Source organism: Streptococcus sp. SK643 (genome assembly GCF_000259505.1).
In the GTDB taxonomy this organism is placed as follows: domain Bacteria; phylum Bacillota; class Bacilli; order Lactobacillales; family Streptococcaceae; genus Streptococcus.
Map to the genome: position 1 here is coordinate 1 of NZ_AJMM01000010.1, position 718 is coordinate 718.

Genomic DNA, 718 nt, shown 5'->3' on the forward strand with positions numbered 1-718 from the left:
CATATATCGGGAAGACAGGATTCGAACCTGCGACACCTTGGTCCCAAACCAAGTACTCTACCAAGCTGAGCTACTTCCCGAGTTAAAATTCAAATGCACCCTAGAGGAGTCGAACCTCTAACCGCCTGATTCGTAGTCAGGTACTCTATCCAGTTGAGCTAAGGGTGCTCATTATATTATGCCGAGGACCGGAATCGAACCGGTACGATCGTTACCAATCGCAGGATTTTAAGTCCTGTGCGTCTGCCAGTTCCGCCACCCCGGCCTCTTTAAAGCGAACGACGGGATTCGAACCCGCGACCCCCACCTTGGCAAGGTGGTGTTCTACCACTGAACTACGTTCGCACTATTTTCTTCTACATAAAAATGCCGGCTACATGACTTGAACACGCGACCCTCTGATTACAAATCAGATGCTCTACCAACTGAGCTAAGCCGGCTCATTTATTATTCCTTAATGCGGGTTAAGGGACTTGAACCCCCACGCCGTTAAGCGCCAGATCCTAAATCTGGTGCGTCTGCCAATTCCGCCAAACCCGCATATATGACCCGTACTGGGCTCGAACCAGTGACCCATTGATTAAAAGTCAATTGCTCTACCAACTGAGCTAACGAGTCTAAAATAACTTACGTTATCTTAAACGGTCCCGACGGGAATCGAACCCGCGATCTTCGCCGTGACAGGGCGACGTGATAACCGCTACACTACGGGACCTAT

Annotated in this window: 8 tRNA genes; all 8 read right to left on the reverse strand. The window is 49.9% G+C overall.

The window, feature by feature from the left end:
• Nucleotides 1–6: 6 nt before the first annotated feature.
• A tRNA-Pro gene (locus HMPREF1117_RS06245) sits at nt 7–80 on the reverse strand.
• Nucleotides 81–94: 14 nt separating this feature from the next.
• Nucleotides 95–168: transfer RNA gene (locus HMPREF1117_RS06250), tRNA-Arg, on the reverse strand.
• 11 nt (nt 169–179) lie between these two features.
• Nucleotides 180–265, reverse strand: a tRNA-Leu gene (locus tag HMPREF1117_RS06255).
• Between the two features lie 8 nt (nt 266–273).
• Nucleotides 274–345: transfer RNA gene (locus HMPREF1117_RS06260), tRNA-Gly, on the reverse strand.
• A 22-nt stretch (nt 346–367) separates the two neighbouring features.
• Nucleotides 368–440: transfer RNA gene (locus HMPREF1117_RS06265), tRNA-Thr, on the reverse strand.
• An 18-nt stretch (nt 441–458) separates the two neighbouring features.
• Nucleotides 459–540, reverse strand: a tRNA-Leu gene (locus tag HMPREF1117_RS06270).
• 5 nt (nt 541–545) lie between these two features.
• Nucleotides 546–618: transfer RNA gene (locus tag HMPREF1117_RS06275), tRNA-Lys, on the reverse strand.
• 24 nt (nt 619–642) lie between these two features.
• Nucleotides 643–715: transfer RNA gene (locus HMPREF1117_RS06280), tRNA-Asp, on the reverse strand.
• Nucleotides 716–718: the final 3 nt, after the last annotated feature.